17 protein-coding genes are annotated in these 20,009 nt (G+C 66.3%); 13 read left to right on the top strand and 4 right to left on the bottom strand.

Going from position 1 to position 20,009, the window contains the following annotated elements:
• Positions 1–168 precede the first annotated feature (168 nt).
• Entirely contained in the window at positions 169–1,317 is a 1,149-nt protein-coding gene (locus tag MFF62_RS13490; RefSeq protein ID WP_238263639.1) for a Fic family protein, read from the top strand.
• 12 nt (positions 1,318–1,329) lie between these two features.
• Here the strand turns inward: MFF62_RS13490 and egtB are convergent, their stop codons facing one another.
• Both egtB and MFF62_RS13480 read right to left on the bottom strand, forming a co-directional pair.
• The gene (gene egtB, locus MFF62_RS13485) at positions 1,330–2,625 is read right to left on the bottom strand and encodes an ergothioneine biosynthesis protein EgtB (RefSeq protein WP_238263638.1); all 1,296 of its coding nucleotides are present in this window, start codon (positions 2,623–2,625) and stop codon (positions 1,330–1,332) included.
• A 238-nt stretch (positions 2,626–2,863) separates the two neighbouring features.
• Positions 2,864–3,484, bottom strand: coding sequence for an FMN-dependent NADH-azoreductase (locus MFF62_RS13480; protein WP_238263637.1), 621 nt, complete (start codon positions 3,482–3,484; stop codon positions 2,864–2,866).
• Between the two features lie 114 nt (positions 3,485–3,598).
• Between MFF62_RS13480 and MFF62_RS13475 the strand changes: the two genes are divergently transcribed.
• The 8 genes from MFF62_RS13475 to MFF62_RS13440 all read left to right on the top strand — a co-directional run bounded on the left by MFF62_RS13475 (position 3,599) and on the right by MFF62_RS13440 (position 14,172).
• Positions 3,599–4,597 carry a LysR substrate-binding domain-containing protein gene (locus MFF62_RS13475; RefSeq protein WP_238263636.1) on the top strand — a complete coding sequence of 333 codons (999 nt, stop codon included), beginning with the start codon at positions 3,599–3,601 and terminating at the stop codon, positions 4,595–4,597.
• A gap of 113 nt (positions 4,598–4,710) precedes the next feature.
• Entirely contained in the window at positions 4,711–5,124 is a 414-nt protein-coding gene (locus tag MFF62_RS13470; RefSeq protein ID WP_238263635.1) for a DoxX family protein, read from the top strand.
• 10 nt (positions 5,125–5,134) lie between these two features.
• Positions 5,135–5,743 carry a DUF4136 domain-containing protein gene (locus MFF62_RS13465; protein ID WP_238263634.1) on the top strand — a complete coding sequence of 203 codons (609 nt, stop codon included), beginning with the start codon at positions 5,135–5,137 and terminating at the stop codon, positions 5,741–5,743.
• 97 nt (positions 5,744–5,840) lie between these two features.
• Positions 5,841–9,050: an FtsK/SpoIIIE family DNA translocase gene (locus MFF62_RS13460; protein WP_238263633.1), complete on the top strand. Its 3,210-nt coding sequence runs from the start codon at positions 5,841–5,843 to the stop codon at positions 9,048–9,050.
• A 27-nt stretch (positions 9,051–9,077) separates the two neighbouring features.
• Complete coding sequence (locus tag MFF62_RS13455) at positions 9,078–9,422, top strand: cupin domain-containing protein (RefSeq protein ID WP_238263632.1); 345 nt, start codon at positions 9,078–9,080, stop codon at positions 9,420–9,422.
• A gap of 82 nt (positions 9,423–9,504) precedes the next feature.
• Positions 9,505–11,007 (top strand): glycine betaine ABC transporter substrate-binding protein, encoded by a 1,503-nt coding sequence (locus MFF62_RS13450; RefSeq protein ID WP_404990755.1) that lies wholly within the window; start codon positions 9,505–9,507, stop codon positions 11,005–11,007.
• A 34-nt stretch (positions 11,008–11,041) separates the two neighbouring features.
• The gene (locus MFF62_RS13445; RefSeq protein ID WP_404990746.1) at positions 11,042–12,337 is read left to right on the top strand and encodes a c-type cytochrome; all 1,296 of its coding nucleotides are present in this window, start codon (positions 11,042–11,044) and stop codon (positions 12,335–12,337) included.
• Positions 12,334–14,172 carry an NAD(P)-binding protein gene (locus MFF62_RS13440; protein WP_238263631.1) on the top strand — a complete coding sequence of 613 codons (1,839 nt, stop codon included), beginning with the start codon at positions 12,334–12,336 and terminating at the stop codon, positions 14,170–14,172. Before MFF62_RS13445 ends, MFF62_RS13440 begins: the two co-directional genes overlap by 4 nt.
• 84 nt (positions 14,173–14,256) lie before the next feature.
• On the opposite strand, the gene MFF62_RS13435 is transcribed toward MFF62_RS13440, so the two are convergent.
• On the bottom strand, positions 14,257–14,697 hold the full coding sequence (locus MFF62_RS13435; RefSeq protein ID WP_238263630.1) for a MarR family winged helix-turn-helix transcriptional regulator: 441 nt from the start codon (positions 14,695–14,697) through the stop codon (positions 14,257–14,259).
• A 584-nt stretch (positions 14,698–15,281) separates the two neighbouring features.
• Between MFF62_RS13435 and MFF62_RS13430 the strand changes: the two genes are divergently transcribed.
• Complete coding sequence (locus MFF62_RS13430) at positions 15,282–16,370, top strand: BamA/TamA family outer membrane protein (protein ID WP_238263959.1); 1,089 nt, start codon at positions 15,282–15,284, stop codon at positions 16,368–16,370.
• A gap of 7 nt (positions 16,371–16,377) precedes the next feature.
• Here MFF62_RS13430 and MFF62_RS13425 read toward each other — a convergent pair whose 3' ends face one another.
• Entirely contained in the window at positions 16,378–16,920 is a 543-nt protein-coding gene (locus tag MFF62_RS13425; RefSeq protein ID WP_238263629.1) for a carboxymuconolactone decarboxylase family protein, read from the bottom strand.
• 173 nt (positions 16,921–17,093) lie between these two features.
• Between MFF62_RS13425 and MFF62_RS13420 the strand changes: the two genes are divergently transcribed.
• The 3 genes from MFF62_RS13420 to MFF62_RS13410 all read left to right on the top strand — a co-directional run bounded on the left by MFF62_RS13420 (position 17,094) and on the right by MFF62_RS13410 (position 19,948).
• Positions 17,094–18,077, top strand: a complete 984-nt coding sequence (locus MFF62_RS13420) for a cupin domain-containing protein (protein ID WP_238263628.1) — start codon at positions 17,094–17,096, stop codon at positions 18,075–18,077.
• Positions 18,078–18,181: 104 nt separating this feature from the next.
• A complete protein-coding gene (gene ku / locus MFF62_RS13415) occupies positions 18,182–19,090 on the top strand; it encodes a non-homologous end joining protein Ku (RefSeq protein WP_238263627.1) in 909 nt (302 codons plus the stop codon).
• A gap of 15 nt (positions 19,091–19,105) precedes the next feature.
• On the top strand, positions 19,106–19,948 hold the full coding sequence (locus MFF62_RS13410) for a tetratricopeptide repeat protein (protein WP_238263626.1): 843 nt from the start codon (positions 19,106–19,108) through the stop codon (positions 19,946–19,948).
• The last annotated feature ends 61 nt before the right edge of the window (positions 19,949–20,009 follow it).

The raw sequence follows: 20,009 nt of genomic DNA, 5'->3' as shown, positions 1-20,009 counted from the left end.
TTACCCAACCACGAAGGTAAGGACAAGGCTTTCAAGATGGGAGGGTTGGGTAGCAGGTGTTGGTTTTATGTATTCAATACGGCACTTGCGGTGAATAACGCCATTATTCACCGCAAAACATGCGGCGAATAATTTGGCCTTGCGGTGAATAGCGAGCATAATCACCGCATGAATCGCGGTGAATACTCTCCCACCTATATCTGGCAGGCCCCGGACTGGCCCGTCTGGCGCTACGACCTTGGCGCGCTGGCGGCGCCGATGGCCGAGGTCAGTCGTGCCCAGGGCATGCTGCTGGGACGTCTGGCGGACCTCGGCATGGGATTGCGCGACCAGGCTTGCCTGGCCGCGTTGACGGACGACGTGGTCAAGACCAGCGAAATCGAGGGCGAGCGTCTGAGCGTGAACTCGGTTCGCTCGTCGATCGCACGACGGCTCGGTGTCGACATCGGCGCGATGGCGCCGGCCGATCGCAATGTCGAGGGCGTGGTCGAGCTGGTGCTGGACGCCACCCTCAGCAGCGAGGAGCCGGTTTCCCGCGAGCGTCTGTTTGCCTGGCACGCAGCGCTGTTCCCCACGGGCTACTCCGGCTTGTCCAGGATCGACGTGGCGCGATGGCGCGATGACTCGGCAGGCCCGATGCAAGTGGTGTCCGGGCCGATCACGCGGCAGCGCGTCCATTTCGAGGCGCCGCCCGCCGAACGCCTGGCCATGGAAACCGCGCGCTTCGTGGAGTGGGTCAACGGCGCTGCCACCGAGCCCCCGCTGATCCGTGCGGGCCTGGCGCACCTGTGGTTCGTCACACTGCACCCGTTCGACGACGGCAACGGCCGTATCGCACGCGCCATCGGCGACCTGATGCTGGCGCGGGCCGATGGCAGTCCGCAACGCTTCTACAGCCTGTCGGCGCAGATCCAGCGCGAGCGCGTGGCCTACTACGACATCCTCGAACGCACGCAGAAGGATTCAATGGACGTCACGCCGTGGCTGTCGTGGTTTCTTGAAACGTTGCACCGCGCCGTGGATCAGGCGCAGGTCACGCTCGACGACGTGCTGGCCAAGGCCCGCTTCTGGCAGCACTGGGCCATGCAGCCGCTCAACGCACGGCAGGTCAAGGTGCTGAACCGGTTGCTGGACGGCTTCGACGGCAAGCTCACAAGCAGCAAGTACGCGGCCATCGCCAAATGCTCCGGCGATACGGCACTGCGCGATCTTACCGATCTGGTCGAGCAGGGTGTGCTGGGCCGCGCGGCCGGAGGTGGCCGCAGCACCAGCTACGAATTGGCCGCCGTGCCGTCGGGCGCCGACGGGCGCAAGTGACAGGGGTGGGGTTCAGACATCGTCCGCCAGGCGCACGCCCGTGAACTGCCAGCGCTGGTGGGGATAGAAGAAGTTGCGATAGGTGGCACGGATATGCGATTCCGGTGTCACGCAGGACCCGCCGCGCAGCACCATCTGGCTGCTCATGAACTTGCCGTTGTATTCGCCCACGGCGCCAGTGCTGGGCCGGAAGCCGGGGTAGGGCAGGAAGGCGCTGGCCGTCCATTCCCAGACATCGCCGAACATCTGGCGCAGTACGCCCGAGGTGTTCTGGCGATCCGGCAGCGGTCGCAGTGACCGCCCTTCGATGAAATTGCCGGTGGCGGGCAGGTTGCGCGCCGCGTGCTCCCATTCCGCTTCGGTGGGCAGGCGCCGCTCGGCCCAGCGCGCGAACGCGTCGGCTTCAAAAAAACTCACGTGGGTGACCGGGCTTTCCGGATCGACAGGCTGCATGCCGCGCAGCGTCATGTGCCACCACGTGCCGTCGCGGTCTTCCCAGTACAGCGGTGCCTCGATGCGGTTGTCGCAGACCCAGCGCCAGCCATCGGACAGCCACAGGCCGGCCGTCTGGTAGCCGCCGTCCTCGATGAACTCGAACCACTGCCGGTTGCTGACCGGGTGTGAACACAGTGTGTACGGTTGCAGCAGCACCTGATGGCGCGGGGCTTCGCAATCGAAGGCAAAGCTGTCGCCGCCATGGCCGATGGTGACGATGCCGCCGGGCATGGCGATCCAGTCCGGCGCGGGCCGGGGATCGGCGATGACGGGCACGCTCAGGGCCGGCGCAAAGGCGGGCCGCAGCGGATTCTGCGCAAACAGGTGCAGGATGTCCGTCAGCAGCAGTTCCTGGTGCTGTTGTTCGTGGTTGAGTCCCAGCGTGATCAGCGCGGCTTCGTCGTCGGTCTGCGCGGACATCAGCAGCGACATCATGGTGTCGTCCACCGCCTCGCGGTAGGCCAGCACCTCGTCGAGCGACGGCCGCGTGAGCAGGCCGCGCCGTGGGCGCGGATGGCGCGCACCAACTGCTTCGTAATAGGAGTTGAACAGGTACCGGTACTGCGGATCCACGGGCTCGTAGTCCGGGATGCGTGCGCCGAGCACGAACTCCTCGAAAAACCACGTGGTATGCGCCAGGTGCCATTTGGCGGGGCTGGCGTCGTCCATCGACTGCACTGTCGCGTCGGCATCGGACAGGTCCGCCACCAGGGCCTCGCTGGCGGCGCGCACATGGCGGTACTGGCTCAGCAGCGCTGGTTCGTGCGGCGGATGACTGGCGTTGGCAGGCAGCAGAGCTGAGGCGGCGGTCATGCAGGCTCCCGGATGGCGAACGAGGATTGACTGGCGAATGGTCGAATCATCATAGACCCATCTGCGCCGGGGGGCGAGCAGGGTGGGGTCCGCCATCGATGTAGGTCATTGCCTACGCGGGCTCGCGATCTGACGACCCAAAAAAAGACAGGTATCCGCAACGGGATACCTGTCTGAAGTAGCGGCCGGCGCCTACGGGATGGCGCCGGTTGCTCCACGGAGGAGGAGGTTGCCTGCTTCAGGCGGCGGCGCGCACGGCATCGTTCAGGGCCGCGATTTCGGTGCGGGCCGTGGTCAGGCCGGCTTCGCGCGCTTCCGGGCCCATGGCCAGGCCGTGGGCGCGGACGAAGGTGATATCGGTGATGCCCAGGAAGCGCAGCACCACGTCGACGGTCACTTCATGCAGGTCCAGGGCGGCGCCGTCCTGGCGCACGCCGCCGCGCGACGACACCACGATGGCCTTCTTGCCCTTGGCCAGGCCTTCCGGACCGTTCTCGGTGTAGCGGAACGTGCGGCCGGCTTGTGCGATGCGGTCGATCCAGGACTTCAGCTGGCTCGGGATGCCGAAGTTGTACTGCGGGGCACCAATCACCAGCACGTCGGCGGCCAGGAATTCGGCCAGATAGGCTTCGGTGATGTCCAGCTCGGCTTGCTGGGCGGCGTTCAGGCCGTCCTTCGGGCCGCCCAGCACGGGCAGCAGGTGGTTGCCCAGGTGGGCCGGGGCTTCGCGGTCGAGGTCGCGCACGGTGACGTTTGCACCGGCATTCTTTGCCACGAGGTCGGCCACGATGCCGGCGGTCAGGTTGCGCGAGACGGAGTTGTCGCCCAGTACGCTCGAATCGATCTGCAGGATGTTCATTGTCTGGCTCCACTAAGTTCGGTTGGGATGGCTGAAAGATATAGACTGGCCATTGATGCCGGTAGTGAGGCAAAATGCAAATGATTGTTCTATACGTGCAACGGAACTCTGATCATGCAGGATCTCAACGATTTGTCGCTGTTCGCTCAGGTGGTGCAGCACGGCAGCTTTTCGGCTGCCAGCCGCGCGACCGGGGTGCCGAAGTCGCGCCTGTCGCGGCGTATTGCCCAGCTTGAGCGCGACCTGGGGGTGCTGCTGCTGCGCCGAACCACGCGACAGGTGCGCGTAACGCCACTCGGCGAGTCGTACTACGCGCATTGCCGGGACATGCTGCAGGCAGCCGAAGCGGCCCGCGAAGTGATCGAGCAGTCGCGCGAGCAGCCCGGTGGATGCCTGAAGATCAGTTGCCCGGTGGCTATCGTGCAGATCCTGCTGGCGCCGAATATCGGCCATTTCATGCGCGCCAACCCCGGCATCCAGCTTGAGATCGACGCCACGAACCGCCGCGTGGACGTGATTGCCGAGGGCTACGACCTGGCCCTGCGCGTGCGCAACGTCCTGGACGATTCCAGCCTGGCGGTGCGCACGTTCGGCAAGAGCGACCTGAAACTGGTGGCGAGCCCGACCTTGCTCGACAGCATCGGCCGGCCGCGCACACCCCAGGCACTGGAAGGCATGCCGGGGGTAGGGCAGAAGCCGCACGAGGGCCGCCACGTCTGGACGCTGTTCGACCAGGCTGGCGAGCCCGTCAATATCGGCTACGACCCGCGCCTGGTTTCCGACGAGTTCGCCATCCTGCGCGAGGCTGCGATTGCCGGCGTGGGCCTGGCCATGCTGCCGCGCATGTACTGCCGCGACGATATCGACCGGGGCGACCTGGAAGTGGTGCTGCCCCAGTGGGACCTGCCGATGGGCGTGCTGCACGCGGTCTTTCCGTCCCGGCAGGGCGTAACACCGCCATTGCGCCGGTTCCTCGATTTCCTCGCTGAGGTCTTGCCCGAGCATGGCCGCAAGGTCGGGATGATGTCGATGGCCACCGTGCCGTTGAATGCTGCGCCGCCCCTTGAGCCGCCATCGGCACGCATCCGTCCCCAGCCGCCGGACACCGAGTGAGTCCGGGCGGGCGTCAAGCCCCCCATGCTGCGCCTTTACCTTCACGCCGGCACGATCTAAGGTAGTTGTGCAGGTCACATGCGCCTGCGCCAACACCGCAAGGAGCCAACGCGATGAGTCGCACGCAAGGAACGCAGGACCTGGGCAAAGCCATTCTCCGTATCGTGCTGGGCGCGCTGATTCTGGTGCACGGAATCTCCAAGCTGATGTCCGGCCCCGGTTTCGTCATGCAGGTGGTGGCACAGGCCGGCCTGCCATCATTCGTGGCATACGGCGTCTACATTGGCGAGATTGTGGCGCCTATCCTTTTGATCATCGGGCTCTGGACCCGCGCGGCCGCTCTGGTGGTAGCCATCAACATGCTGTTCGCGTTTGCGCTGGTGCATGCGAAACAGCTTGGAGAGATGGCGCCTACGGGCGGCTGGGCGCTGGAATTGCAGGGGATGTACCTGGCCGCCGCGCTGGCCGTGGCGTTGTTCGGCGCCGGACGGATGAGCGTGGGCGGCGTCGACGGCAAATGGAACTAGGGAGACTGCGATGGCTGGCCTGACGACTTCGCGTATCCGGGCGCCGCTGGCGGGCGCCTTGCTGGCTGGGCTGGGACTGGCGGGTTGTGCCACCAGCCCGGACATTCGCACTGACTACAACCGCACCACCGACTTCTCGCAGTACCGCACCTTTGCCTTCGTGCCGCGCCCCGGCACCGATCGGCAGGGCTACGAAAGCCTGACCACGCAGTACCTGAAGAACGCCGTGCAGAAGGAGATGGCCGCGCGCGGCTACGAGTACGCGCCGCGCCAGCCCGACCTGCTGGTCAACTTCAACATGCAGTTCCAGCAGAAGATCGCCAGCAGCCCGGCACCGATGCCGCCGCCGGGCTACATGGGCTACTACGCCTACCGGGGCGGCCTGTACGCGCCGTGGCCCGGCTATGGCTTCTACAGTGATACCTACACCTATACCGAGGGCACGCTGAACATCGACCTGGTCGATGCCAAACGCAACCAGCTCGTCTGGGAAGGCGTGGCGCAGGGCGATGCCAACGAGCCGGAACGGCAAAGCAGCCAGCTCGTCATCGAGAAGGTGGTGGGGATGATCTTCGCCAAGTACCCGTTCCGTGCCGGCATGGGTGCGCCCAGTCAATAGCGCCCGCCGAAAGCGTAAGTTTTTCCGCGCCGGGCCCGTCCCGCACAGCCAGACCCGCTACAATCGCTGCCCGTGGTTTTGACGTGTCATATCTAAAATGGGTCTGGGCTGGTTCGGATTGTCGACCTTCTGGCTGTTGCCGCTTGTCTGGCGAACGGTGGGCCGTGTGCTTGCCGGCGATCGCCGACTGTTCGGCCGCGGCTCGCTGCGTGTATGGATGGGTACGGTACTGGTGCTGGGCGCCAGTGCCACGCTGGAGGCGCTGACCGGCGGTGAGGGTGCCACGGCTGGTGGCGCCGCAGGGCACGCATTGGCCGGCACGGTGACCGGCATGCTGGGCTGGACCGGCGCGCTGCTGATGATGCTGGCCGTGCTGGGCCTGGCCGCGCCGATGGTGTTTGGCGAAACCTGGCGCAGCCTGTTCCTGCTGCGCCGTCCACGCATGGAAGCCGACGAGGCACCCGCACCGGCGCCGGCGCGACAAGAGTCGCGTGCCGATTTCCGCGCTGACTCCCGTACCGATTTCCGCTCCGACTATCGCACTGACAGCGCGCCGCCGCAGCCTGCGCCGCGCGACAACGCCGAGCGTTGGGAAACCACGTCGATGCCGGGCCAGAGCCGTCCGGCGCCGCGTAACAAGGGTATCGAGGCGGTGTCCGCACGCCGTCAGCCGGCCTGGCAACCGCCGCCGCGCACACGGGAATCGCCGCCGCAACCGGGTGAGATCTGGCTGCATCAGGCCGGCGCGCCGGGCCCTGTGAAGAGCGAGCCGGTTTCGGCTCCCGTGGTGGCTCGTCCGGCCGCACCGCTGCAATCGAATCCACAGGCGACTCCACAAGCGAACCAGCACCCGACCTCGCAACCGAAGCCCCAGCCGCGGCCACAGGCCCAGCCCGCGCGTACCGCGCCGCAGGCGACGGTAGTCAGCAGCCCGTTCCGCAATCCGCAACTGGGACTGCGGTCGGCCATCACGACGCTACCGGAATCGATGTCGAAGGCCGCGGCCGCCACGACGGCGGCAGTCGCTACGGCAGAGGCGGACGTGGCGGTGTTGGAAGCGCCAGCCATGGCGCGTGCCACCGAGATCGCGGCCGACATCGCCATGATCGCGGCGGCGGGTGATGCGGTGGAAGACACCGTCGTCGAGAAGTCGGCAGCAGACAACGTAGTGGACACGGCCGACACGGCCGACGAGCAGGTCACGCTGGAGTCGATTCGCGACGAAGCGCTGGCGTTGCTGGCCGAACTGCGGGTGCTTGCCGGCAAGCCGGAGCAGCCGCTCGTCGTGGAGGCAGAGGCGGCGGAACAGCCGGCCGCAGTCGCGACGGAAGCGCTGGCCGAAGTACCGTCCGAAGCTGCGATCGACGTGCTGGCCCAAGCCCCGACCGAAGTCGAACCCGCTCCATCCCCGGACGTACCGGCCGAAATGGTTCTGGCCGACGCCCCCGTAGCTACGGACACCGATATCAACGCGCCGGAGGTTGACGCCCCGGTGCCGTCCACGTCGGAAGCTATTGATGCCGCCGTGGCCGCGTCGATTTCGCAGGCCGAATCGGAAGAATCGGAAGAAGAGGCTGCGACCGATACGGCAGGGGAGGGCACGACCGATTTCGCCCCCGATTTCACGACCGATTCCGCGCCCGAAGCCATCACCCCGGAAGATCCGTCGCCGGTCGAGGACGCCAACGTGTTCGTGCAGCCCACGCCGAAGCCGCGCATCGTGCTGCAGGCGGTGGTGGGCAACACGGTGCCGCTGGCGCCCGCGCAGCCGGTGGCACCGGTCGCGCCCGTGGTCGTGGCGCCGCCCGCGCCTCGTCCAGTGGTCGACTATCGGCTGCCTGGCGTCGATCTGCTCGAAGCCACCAGCGAGAACGCCGAACATATTTCCGAAGAGCACCTGCAGCAGACCAGCGAACTGATCGCGCAGCGGCTGGCCGAGTTCAAGGTGCCGGTGTCGGTGGTGGGCGCCAGCGCTGGCCCGGTGATTACCCGTTTCGAGGTGGACCCGGCGGTGGGCGTGCGCGGCGCGCAGGTGGTGGGCCTGATGAAGGACCTGGCCCGTGCGCTGGGCGTGACGTCGATCCGGGTGGTCGAGACCATCCCGGGCAAGACCTGCATGGGGCTGGAACTGCCCAATGCCCGGCGTCAGATGATCCGGCTGTCCGAGATCGTCGCTGGCAGCGCGTTCGATGCGCATGCGTCGAAGCTGGTGCTGGCCATGGGCAAGGACATCATCGGCAATCCGGTGGTGACCGATCTGGCACGCGCGCCGCACCTGCTGGTGGCCGGCACCACAGGTTCGGGCAAGTCCGTGGCGGTGAACGCCATGATCCTGTCGATGCTGTACAAGGCCACGCCGGAAGATGTGCGCCTGATCATGATCGACCCGAAGATGCTGGAGCTGTCGGTCTACGAGGGCATTCCGCACCTGCTGGCGCCGGTGGTGACCGACATGAAGCAGGCCGCGCACGCGCTGAACTGGTGCGTGGGCGAGATGGAAAAGCGCTACCGGCTGATGTCGGCGCTCGGCGTGCGCAACCTGGCCGGGTACAACCAGAAGATCCGCGCGGGCGAGGCGTCCGGGCAGAAGGTGCGGAATCCGTTCTCGCTGACGCCCGATGCGCCCGAGCCGCTGTCGACGCTGCCGCTGATCGTCGTCGTCATCGACGAGCTGGCCGACCTGATGATGGTGGCGGGCAAGAAGATCGAAGAACTGATTGCCCGGCTGGCGCAGAAGGCGCGGGCGGCCGGTATCCACCTGATCCTGGCCACGCAGCGGCCATCCGTCGACGTGATCACGGGGCTGATCAAGGCCAATATCCCGACGCGCGTGGCGTTCCAGGTGTCGTCGAAGATCGATTCGCGCACGATTCTGGACCAGATGGGTGCCGAAAGCCTGCTTGGCCAGGGCGACATGCTGTTCCTGCCGCCGGGCACCGGCTATCCGCAACGTGTGCACGGTGCGTTCGTGGCCGACGACGAAGTGCATCGCGTGGTGGAACACTGGAAGCAGTTTGGCGAACCGGACTACGAAGAAGCCATCCTGGCCGGCGATGTCCCGGAGGGCGCCGCCGACCTGTTTGGCGAAGCCGGGCCGGACGGCGAGGCGGATCCGCTTTACGACGACGCGGCACAGTTCGTGCTGACGTCGCGCCGTGCGTCGATCTCCGCCGTGCAGCGGCAACTGCGCATCGGCTACAACCGCGCCGCGCGCCTGATCGAGCAGATGGAGGCCGCGGGGCTGGTGTCGCTGATGGGGCGCAACGGCACCCGCGAGGTGATCGCGCCGGGCGGCCCGGCCGACTGATTCCGCCAACTTCACCCGGACATCGCCATGACAGTGACGCAAGGCAACCTGCTGCACAACGTGCCGGTTCATGCGGATGGCGAGGTCTTCACCGACCTGGTGACCTGGCCGGCCTCCGGCCGGGCGCGCGTGGAGCGCATCGTGTCGAACGGGCAGGCCAGCCCGCCCGGCTTCTGGTACGACAGCGCCGACGACGAGTGGGTGCTGGTGATCACCGGCAGCGCGGCCGTGGAAACCGACGATGGCACCAGCTACACGCTCGGTGCCGGCGACTGGCTGCACCTGCCGGCCCATTGCCGCCATCGCGTGGCATGGACCGACGCGGCGCAGGCCACCGTCTGGCTGGCGGTGCACGCAACGCCGGCCGCATAGCTGCGCCTTGTATGGGCCTCGTATGGCCGTATGATGTCGGGATAACTGATCCGGAGACTCCGGTTTGCCCCACATCCGCCGGCTGCTCGTCGCGTGGTTCTCGCTTGCCTGGTTGCCCGGGCTGCTGGCATTGGCGCCGACGGCCCATGCCGACACGCTGCGCATCGGTTCCAAGCGTTTCACGGAATCGTTCATCCTTGGCGAGATCCTGACGCAGACCGCCGCCGCGCACGGCGACGCCCGGCACCTGCCGGGCCTGGGCAATACCGCCATCGTCTTCGAAGCCCTCAAGGCCGGCAGCGTCGACGCCTACCCCGACTACACCGGTACGCTGGCCAGTGAAATCCTGAAACTGCAGGGCGATGCTTCGCTGGAACGCATCAACGCCGCGCTGGCCCCGATGGGGCTGGGCGCGGCCATTCCACTCGGTTTCGACAATACCTACGCCATCGCGGTGTCAGACGCGCGCGCCGGCAACTTGCGCACGCTGGCCGACCTGGCGCGCCAGCCGGCGCTGCGGCTGGGCCTGTCGCACGAGTTCCTGGGCCGTGCCGATGGCTGGCCGGCGCTGGTACAGCGCTACGGCCTGCCGCAACGGCCGGTCGGAATCGACCACGGCATTGCCTACGAGGCATTGGCCGACGGCCAGATCGATGCCACCGACATCTACGCGACCGACGCCAAGATCCGCAAATTCCACCTGCGCGTGCTGGAAGACAACCTGCACGTGTTTCCACGCTACGACGCCGTGATCGTCTACCGGCTGGACGTGCCGCAACGCTTTCCGGCCGCCTGGCAGGCGTTGCGAGAACTGGCCGGGCGAATCACGGTGACGGACATGATCGACATGAACGCGGCGGCGGAAATCGACGGCGAGTCGTTTTCGGTCATCGCGCGACGCTTCCTGTCGGGCCTGCCTGTGGCGGCGCCCGGTGGTGAAGGGAACAAGCAGGCGAACGGCCTGCTTGCCGTGCTGTCGGGGCCCGATACCTGGCGCCTGACCGTGCGCCATCTGGCGCTGGTGGGCGGCGCGGTGGGCGCGGCGACGCTGCTGGGCGTGCCGCTGGGCATCGTGGCGGCACGGCGCCGCCGGCTGGGACAGGTGCTGCTGGCGCTGGTGGGCATGCTCCAGACGGTGCCGTCGCTGGCGCTGCTGGCGATGCTGATTCCGCTGCTGGGGCGCATCGGCGTGTGGCCGGCGATGATCGCGCTGTTCCTGTACGCGTTGCTGCCGATCGTGCGTAACGCCTGCACGGGCCTGCAGGAAATCCCGCCGGGCATGTGCGATGCGGCGCGGGCGCTGGGATTCCGGCCGGCGCAGGTACTACGCTATGTGGAAGTACCGCTGGCCATGCCCGTGGTGCTGGCCGGCGTGAAGACCGCGGCGATCATCAGCGTGGGTACGGCGACGATCGCCGCGTTCGTGGGTGCGGGCGGCTATGGCGAACGCATCGTCACCGGGCTCGCGCTCAATGATTCGACGTTGCTGCTGGGCGGCGCCATCCCGTCCGCGCTGCTGGCGCTGCTGGTGCAGGGCGCATTTGGTGGCGTGGAATGGTGGACGCGCCGGCGGCGCGTGTCCTGATGCCAATCGGATTGCCTGACTTGAAGAAACCGCGATGCGTGGACTAAGCCGATTCAGAAACGGGTTGCTGGCGCTGGCGTTCCTGCCAATGGCCGGCGCGGTGCTTGGCGCGCCGCCAGCCCCAGCCGACCAGGTGGCACGCGGACGCTATCTAGCGCGCATTGCCAACTGCGTGGCCTGCCACACGGTCCCGGGCGGTGCGCCCATGGCCGGCGGCCTGCCGCTGGAAACCGATGTCGGCACGGTCTATTCGACCAACATCACGCCCGACGCCGATACGGGCCTGGGTCGCTACTCGCTCGACGATTTCGATCGCGCCGTGCGTCACGGGCAGGCGCGCGACGGCCGGCGCCTGTATCCAGCCATGCCGTACACGTCGTACGCCAAGATGACGCGCGACGATGTGGCGGCGATCCATGCCTGGCTGCGCAGCGAAGTGAAACCGGTGCGGCAGGCCAATCGCGAAACGGCGCTGCGCTGGCCCTACAGCATGCGCTGGCTGCTGGTGCCCTGGAACTGGCTGAACCTGCGCAGTGATCCGGTGCGTGCCGACGCGAAGCAGGGCGAGGCATGGCGGCGCGGTGCCTATCTGGTCCAGGCCGTGGCGCACTGCGGCGCCTGCCACACGCCGCGCGGCGCGCTGTACGGCGAGAAGGGGATCGACGAACGCAGCCGCCATTTCCTGTCCGGTGCCACCGTCGAGGGCTGGTCAGCCACCAATCTCACTGGCGACACGCTGACCGGTCTTGGGTCGTGGTCGAAGGCCGATCTCGTCGAGTACCTGCATACGGGGCGCAATGCGCACGCCACCTCGTTCGGGCCCATGTCGACGGTGATCGCCACGTCCACGCAATACATGAGCGCCACCGATCTCGATGCGGTGGCCACCTACCTGAAGTCGATAGCCGGTGCGCGCGGCGAGACCCAGCCGTTCCGCCCTGAGCCGGCGGCGGCCACGCGACTCGAACAGGGGCGCTTCGATGCGGCGGGCGCGCGCCAGTACGCCACCTTCTGCATGCCTTGCCACCAGAGCAGCGGCAAGGGCTTTGCGCGGGTCTTTCCGCCGCTGGCCGGCAATCCCACGGTGGTCGATCCGAACCCGGCCTCGCTGATCAACCTGCTGCTGGACGGCGCCGTGACGGCCAGGGTGAATACGGCGCCCACCGATTACCACATGCCTGGCTATGGCTGGACCATGGAAGACCAGGAGCTGGCCAATCTGCTGACATTCATCCGGGGTAGCTGGGGTAACCGCGCCTCGCCGGTAACAACGGAAGCGGTTGCGGATCGCCGCCGCGCGATGGGCCTGAGTGCCCCCGAGACACCATGACCATCACGCGTCGAGACTTTCTCAACGGGGCCGCGCTGTCGGTCGCGGCCGGCCTGGCGCCCGCCCAGTTGCTGGCGGCCGGCGCGCCGGCCGCTGCCTATCCGCCCGCGCTGACCGGCTTGCGCGGCAATCATGCCGGCACCTTCACGCTGGCCCACAGCCTGGCGCGCGAAGGCGCGGTCTACCCCGGCGTGCTGGCCAAGGAGGCCTACGACCTGGTGGTGGTGGGCGGCGGCATCGGCGGGCTGGCGGCGGCGTGGTTCTATCAGCGCCGCTTTGGTGCCGGGCGCCGCATCCTGATCCTCGACAATCACGACGATTTTGGCGGTCACGCCAAGCGCAACGAATTCACGGTGCGCGGCCGGACCCTGGTCACCTATGGCGGCAGCGCCGACATGCCGCCGTCGGCCAACGACAACGCCGCCGTGCGGAGCCTGCTGGCGGGCCTGGCCATCGAACCGACAGCGCAGGCGCGCATGGCGCCCGGCGAGGACTACGAGCGGCGTGGTCTGGGCCGCGCGGTCTTTTTCGACAGCGAACATTTCGGGCGCGATCAATGGCTGGCGGGCGATCCGTATGCGGCAGCCATCGACGCCCGCGTGCGCGGTGCCACGGTAGCACCCGATGCGCTGCGCGATTTTCTGGCGAAAGCGCCACTACCAGCGGCCGATCGCGAGGCGCTGCTAAGGCTGGCACTGGGTGCGACCGATTTCCTGGCGGGCATGCCCGGGGATGCCCGGCGCCAGTATCTGCAGACCACACGCTACGCGGCATTCCTGCGCGACAAGGCCGGCGTCGGTCTGGCGGGCCTGCGCTTTCTGCGCAGCCGCAGCCAGGACGCCTATGCGCTGGATGCGGACGGTATTTCGGTGGCGCAGGCCATTGCGATCGGCCTGCCGGCTGGCGCCGGGATGCCCGCGCCAGCCGGAGACGCGCGGCTCGGCAAGTCGCCGCTGTCGCGGCAATGGTTCCCGGATGGCAACGCCACGCTGGCCCGCGCGCTGGTGGGGCAACTGGTGCCCGCCGCGCTGCCCGCAGGGCGCGCGGCCACGGCGCGGGACGCCCGCATCGATTACGGCAAGCTGGACCAGGATGGCCAGCCCGTGCGCATCCGGCTGAACAGCACTGCCATTGCAATCGAACCCGATGTGCGCATCACGCGCGTCACCTATGGCTGGCAGGGCAATCTGCAGCGGGTGGAAGCGCAGCATGTGATTGTGGCGGGCTACGGGATGATGGTGCCGTTCATCCTGCCCACCTTGCCGGCGGCGGCCAAGCAGGCGCTGAGATCGGACGTCAAGGCGCCGGTGGTCTATTCGAAGGTAGCGCTGGATAACTGGCGGGCGTTCGATGCCCTGAAGGCGTGGCGCATCCACGCGCCGACGATGCCGTATTCGGATATCTGGCTGGAGCCGGTGTCGGGCGGCCGGGACGATCCGGTGGTGCTGCACATGCTCTATGTGCCCACGGTGCCGGACAGCGGCATGCAGGCTCGCGAGCGTTTTCGTGCCGGGCGGGCGTTCCTGCTGGGCACACCATTCGACGTGCTGGAGCAGGACATCCGGACGCAGCTCGACCGCATGCTGGCTCCCGGCGGTTTCCAGGGCGCGCGCGATATCCGTGGCATTACGGTCAATCGGTGGGCGCATGGCTACAGCTATATGCCATCGACGCTGACGCCCGACGATGCCGGGCTGCAGGCCGCGCTGGAGCAGGCAGGGCGCGGTATCGGCAATATCCGCATCGCTGGTGCCGACGTGGCCGCAAGCCCTTCGGTGACGGCCGCCATCGAGCAATCGCAACGCGCAGTATCTTCGTTACGGTCAGATAATTGAAGATAATACGGTGCTATTTGCTCGTCCGAACATCATGAACATCGACATTGCGGTAATTGCCTCAGACTACCTCTGATATTCGTCTCAACCGCCGGTAACGAATTTCTGCAGAAGCCGGCGGAATTCCTCGAATTCCTCAACGGTAAATCCCTGCAACCGGTGATTCAGCACCTCCGGTGCAATAGTGGGAATCTGCTGCGCAATGTTTCTGCCCTTGGTGGTCAGGGTCAAATTCACCACACGGCGATCGTCGATGCTACGGCTGTGTTCGATTAGCCCTTTTTCCTCTAGCTTGTCCAGCATGCGGGTCATCAATCCGCTATCTACGCCGAGCAGTTTGCTGATTTCGAACGGGGTACTGGCCATCCCCCGAGTGAGTGAAAGCAGGATACCCATTTGCTGGCCGTTGATGTCCAGCGGGCGGAGCGCGGAGTCCATTTCCATCAGCAGGCTGTTGCGCGCCCGGTTAAGGTGAAAGCCAATGCTTTGCGTCAGTTGGAAATTGTCTGGTGTGTAGTGCTTCACGACGGTTTTCCTTTGCGTTGCACTGATGTTGCACTGATAGAAAGTTGATCGGTCAGCAACCGATCCACGCCTCGAGCGAATCCTTGTGTTTCAAGCATTCGTCGGACGGTAGTCTGGCAAAACCATTGCGGAATGGGAATTCAATTTTATTGTGTCTCGAATTAGATGAAATGGAATGCATGAAACTGTGACGTAGGGATTTACCAATTGGTCAATTGGCGGCGTCAGAGATAATCCCCCGTACGGGTTATGTAATGACTCGACATTATGTCAATGCGTGATACAAGGATGCGTGCAGGGGAGGGCGCCGGAAAAGCTGGCGAAAGTACTTAAGGCGTAGTGCAAGAAAGTTCATCACGTTGCGGCGGGCACCGGGGCCTGCACTCCAGTACATTCGGCGGACGGGGCTTGACGTGCCAGGCAAGCCAGCGCCAGTCACCGCCACCGGAGTTCACGGCATGCCAGTGCAATCCGCCCGGAAGTACGTCGGCAGTTTTTTCGCAACGATGGCACTGACGTGTCTGGCCAGCGCGGCAGCGCCGGCCGCCGCCGAACCCGAGACATCGGACCCCGCCCCCAAGCCCATGACGCCGGCGGACCCCGCAGCCAAGCCCAAGCTGTCCTTTTTCGATCCGGAAGACGGGATGCTCGACATGAGCGACTTCCTGCTTCATCACAAGGGCGCGTTGCCGGTGCCGATGGTCATCACCGAACCGGCAGTCGGATATGGATTCGGGCTGGGACTGGCGTTTTTCTCGGAGTCGATGGCGGAGGCCGCGCAGGCGGCCCGCGAATCGGGCAAGGGGCCGGCCCCGCCCAATATCACGGCAGTGGGTGGCGCCTATACGGAAAACGGTACCTGGGCCGCCGGCGCCCTGCATTTCCATACCTGGGGCGGTGACCGCATCCGCTACCTCGGCGGCATCGGCAAGGTCAACGCAAACCTCGAATATTTCGGCCAGCAGAACCAGCCGCGCTCGTACACGCTCGATGGCTTTGCGCTGGTCCAGCAGCTGCTGTTCCGTCTGGCGGATTCCCACTGGTATGTCGGTCCGCGCTACGTCTATGCGGATACCTCGGCCACGTTCAAGTTCGGCGCGGCGTCGGACGAGCTGGGGCCGATCCAGAAGGATCAGCGCATCGGCAAGGGCGGCATCGTGATTGACTACGATTCGCGCGACAACATTTTCTATCCGAACAAGGGCAGCTACGCGGAAATCGAGGCCCAGTTCGCGCGCGGCGGATTTGGCAGCACGCAGAGCTTCAACATGTTCAACGCACGGGGCTTTACGTGGCTGCCGCTGGCGCGCACCTGGATCCTGGGCCTGCGGGCCGATACGCAGTTTTCCACGGGCGATGTCCCGTTCTATGCGCAGCCGTATGTTGACCTGCGTGGCGTGCAGAAAGGCCGCTACCAGGACCGCAACGCGCTGGCTGCCGAGGTGGAGTTGCGCTGGGACGTGACGCCGCGCTGGTCGTTGCTGGCGTTCACGGGCACCGGCAAGGCGTACGGCCGCTGGAATGATTTCTCGGACGCCGCCACCGTGTTCAGTGTCGGTGGCGGTTTCCGCTACATGATCGCCCGCAAGCTGGGGCTGTCGATGGGGATCGACGTGGCCCACAGCAAGGACCAGAACGCGTTCTACATCCAGGTCGGCAGCGCCTGGAAGTAGCCTCGCCTCAGACCACGGCGGGGAAGTCGAGCGTCGTGTCGTTGACGCGGTTGATCATGTTGGTGAACAGGATCGCGCTGATCGCGGCAATCGCTTCAACGATCTGCGCGTCGTTGTAGCCGGCGGCGCGCACTGCTTCCACGCTGGCGGCGGGCACGGTGCCGCTGGTGCTCACCAGTTCCAAGGCGAAGTGCGTCAGAGCTTCGATCTTTGCATCTTCCGGGTAGCTGCCACGGCGCAATTGCTGAGTCTGCTCCACGGTCAGGCCCGCCAGCTTGGTGGCCATCAGGGTATGGGCGGCCACACAATAATCACAACCGCTTTTTTCGCTGACGGCCAGGTTGATGGCCTCCAGTTCCTTGCCGGACAGGCTGCCTTGCTTCAGTACGGCGTTGGTCTGCAGTGCCTGGGCCAGTACGGCCGGGGCGTTGCTGCCGATGGTTGCGTAGGCGTTTGGCACCTTGCCGACGGCCTTGCGAATGGCGCCGAACAGTTCGGCGGTCTGGCCGGTGGCTTCGTGGACGGCGATGGTGTGCAGGCGGGTGGTCATGATGAAAGCTCCTTCGGATTGACTGGTATGGCGAGTTGTCGAGTAACTTCGGGTGGTTTCGGGCGCTGAACCGGTTGGTGTGCGGCGCTTCCTTGGACTCAATAGTAGGTGCGGCTAAGATCCGAATGGATTAGAATCCGCTCAACTTTTTGCTCGATCGTCTCACTCCAAAAATGGACAGTCTCAGCGAACTGATACGCCTGCTGGCGCCATCGGGCACCGTCGACCTGCATTGCCGCGTGGCGGGCGCCTGGTCCGCCCACAATGCGCAGGCCGCGCCCGGGCACGTGCCTTACCACGCGATCCTCGATGGCGAGGCCGATGTGTCGATGGGTGCCGATTTGCAGCGCGTGGCGGCCGGCGATGTGCTGCTGTTTCCGCACGGCGCGGCGCATACGTTGTCCGGCGTGCATGGCGGCAAGACGCGCCCGGCCGAATCGCGGCACTTCAATGGCGTGGTGACGGAAGTGACCGTGCCGGGGGCCGCCGAACCGCTCGATATCTTGTGCGGCACCTTTGTGCTCGGCAGTTCGGCCGACGTGCTGCTGCGCGCGTTTCCCGAGATGCTGTGCGTCAAGACCGCTCAGGCCCAGGGCAATGGCGAGGCCAGCCTGGGCTGGCTGCGCGGCCTGATTGGCATGATGCATGTGGAAGCGGGCGCACCGGGGCCCGGCAGCGTGGCCATCATCGGCGATCTGTCGACCGCGCTGTTCACGGTGCTGCTGCGCACGCTGATCGCCCAGGGCGCGATATCGCACGGGGTGCTGGCGCTGATGGCCGACGGGCGCATGGCGCGGGCCGTCGATGCCGTGGTGCGCAACCCGGAGAAGCCGTGGACCGTCGACAGCCTGGCGGACATCTGCAACGTGTCGCGTGCCACGCTGGCGCGCCGGTTTGCCCAGCTTGGCATCACCCCGCTGGAACTGGTCACCACGCTGCGCATGGAGCGCGCCGCACGGCTGCTGCGCCGCGACGGACAGTCCGCGGCAGCGGTGGCCGATCAATGTGGCTATGCCTCGCAGGCCGCTTTTGGCCGGGTCTTCACGCAACACTTCGGCGTTGGCCCGGGCGCCTATCGCCGTCAGCACCGCCAGCTTCGCGCGGGCCATGCTGACGATGCATCCCCGGACGCCGCCGATCCAGCTCAGGACGCGTAGGACGCGTCTGACGCCGCACATGGCGGCCTGCCACTGGCAGGGTCCGCGTCTCGCGCACTAGACTTGCTGGAACGATGACCTGCGTCTTGCGGGAGGATGTCGCCATGGCCGCACGTTCCATTGCTTCGCTATCGATCAGCTTCGGGCTGGTGTCCATCCCCGTGAAGGTCTATTCGGCCACGGAGAGCAAGTCCGCCATCAGCTTCAACATGCTGCACAAGGGCTGCGGCTCCAGGTTGCGCCAGCAGTACATCTGCCTGAAGGAAGATGTGGTCGTCGAGCGCGCCGACATGGTCAAGGGCTACGAATTCGAGAAGGACCGCTATGTGACCTTCACGCCCGAAGAACTCAAGGCGCTGGAGGATGCGGCGGAGCAGACCATCGATATCGTGTCGTTCATGCCCGTGGGCGCCGTCGATCCCATCTATTTCGACAAGGCGTATTACCTGGGCCCCGACAAGCGCGGCGCCAAGCCCTACAACCTGCTGGCCGAGGCCATGCGCGAAACCGGCACCTGCGCGCTGGCCAAGTGGGCCTGGAAGGGCAAGCAGTACATGGTGCAGATCCGGGTGGGCGACGATGGCCTGATCCTGCAGCAACTGCTGTACGCGGACGAGGTGCGCGACATGGCCGACCTGCATGTGGAGCGTGCCGACGTGGCGCCGGCCGAACTCAAGCTGGCCCAGCAACTGATCGAGCAGAACGCGGTGGAAGGGTACGACCCCACCGCCTACGCCGACGAGGAAAAGCAGCGCATCCTGGATCAGATCGACAAGAAGATCGCCGGCAAGAAGATCACGGTGGCCGCCGAGACCCCGGCGCCGGCCGGCGGCGAGGTGATCGACCTGATGGAAGCGCTGCGCAAGAGCATCGGCAGCAACAAGCGGCAACCCGCGGCCAAGAGCGCGGGCAAGGCGGCGGCCAAGGCCGCGCCGGAGGCCCCGGCGCGCAAGACAGCCCGGCGTGCTGCCGCCGCGCCCGTTGAAGTGCCGCGCCGCGCGGCTCGCAAGTAGGGGGCGCCGCCGGCAATGCAAGCCTATTCCACGCGCGATGTCCAGGCGCTGCTGGGCATTTCGCGTACCGTCATCACCGCACTGATTGCGTCCGGCGTGATTGCGCCCCGGCGCGGCACGCGCCGCGAATACCGTTTCAGCTTCCAGGATGTGGTGCTGCTGCGCACGGCCCAGTCGCTGCGCGAGGCGGGCATCCCAACCCGGCATGTCACGCGGTCACTGCGGCGCCTGCAGGGGCTGGGAGAAGGGCGGCCGCCCACCGGCATGCGCGTGACCGCCGTGGGTGGCGATGTCGCGGTGCAGGACCGGCGCGGCCGCTGGCATGTCGATTCCGGCCAGTTCGTGCTCGATCTCGATGATGCGGGCAGCCCGCCCGCTTCCGCTGAGGTTGTCGAGATGCGCCGCGATGCCACGCTACCGGCAGCCCGTGCTGAGCCGCCTGAAACCGACCCGGCGGCATGGTTCGAGCGAGGCGTGGCGCTGGAGCGCACGGCGCCGGGTGACGCCGAATTTGCATACCGCCAGGCCGTGGCGCAGGCGCCCGACTACCTCGATGCCTGGCTCAATCTGGGCTGCCTGCTGAGCGACCACCACCGGGTGGCCGAAGCCATCGCCGAATACCGCACGGCGCTCAGTTATCTGCCCAGCCAACCGTTAATCCATTTCAATCTCGGCGTTGCACTGGAGGATGCCGGTGCGCAGCGGGAGGCACTGGAGAGCTACCACGCGTGCATTGCACTGGCGCCCGACTTTGCCGATGCCCACTACAACGCCGCGCGTTTGCATGAGGCGCTGGGCGACCCGCATCGCGCCATCCGGCATTACAACCAGTATCGCAAGCTCGAACCTGTGATGTAGCCGGCACGATGCCCGGATCCCCGGTCGTTTTTGTAGGCGTGCAACCGACAGCATTCATACA

Origin of the sequence: Cupriavidus pauculus (genome assembly GCF_022179805.1) — a bacterium.
Taxonomy (GTDB): Bacteria; Pseudomonadota; Gammaproteobacteria; order Burkholderiales; family Burkholderiaceae; genus Cupriavidus; species Cupriavidus pauculus_E.
Note: the sequence above shows the minus strand (reverse complement) of the source record. Positions and strands in the feature narration are given on the sequence as shown.